The organism is Staphylococcus cohnii subsp. cohnii (genome assembly GCF_002902365.1).
Taxonomy (GTDB): Bacteria; Bacillota; Bacilli; order Staphylococcales; family Staphylococcaceae; genus Staphylococcus; species Staphylococcus cohnii.
Map to the genome: position 1 here is coordinate 43575 of NZ_PPQC01000068.1, position 347 is coordinate 43921.

Here is a 347-nt window from a genome sequence, read left to right on the forward strand (position 1 = left end):
TGAGCTTTTGCTTTTGTATCTTGACAAATATTCCAAACGATTTTGCATCGTGCTGACGCCCGGGGAAATGATATGAGCGAGAGACTACTGGCTCGAACCGTATCCCCAGGCAAGCATGCACGATCAAAATTGTAAATTTTCAAATGGAAATGACGCATCCATCATGTGTACTCATATTAAGTTATATCTTTTGGTTGATTAAAAATATGACTTTCTATTTGATGTATCAGTTAAATAATACGAAGCTTTTTTCTATTGTATTAAAACACATCTCTTATAAAGATTTTGCATCGTACTGACGCCCGGGGAAATGATATGAGCGAGAGACTACAGGCTCGAGCCATATC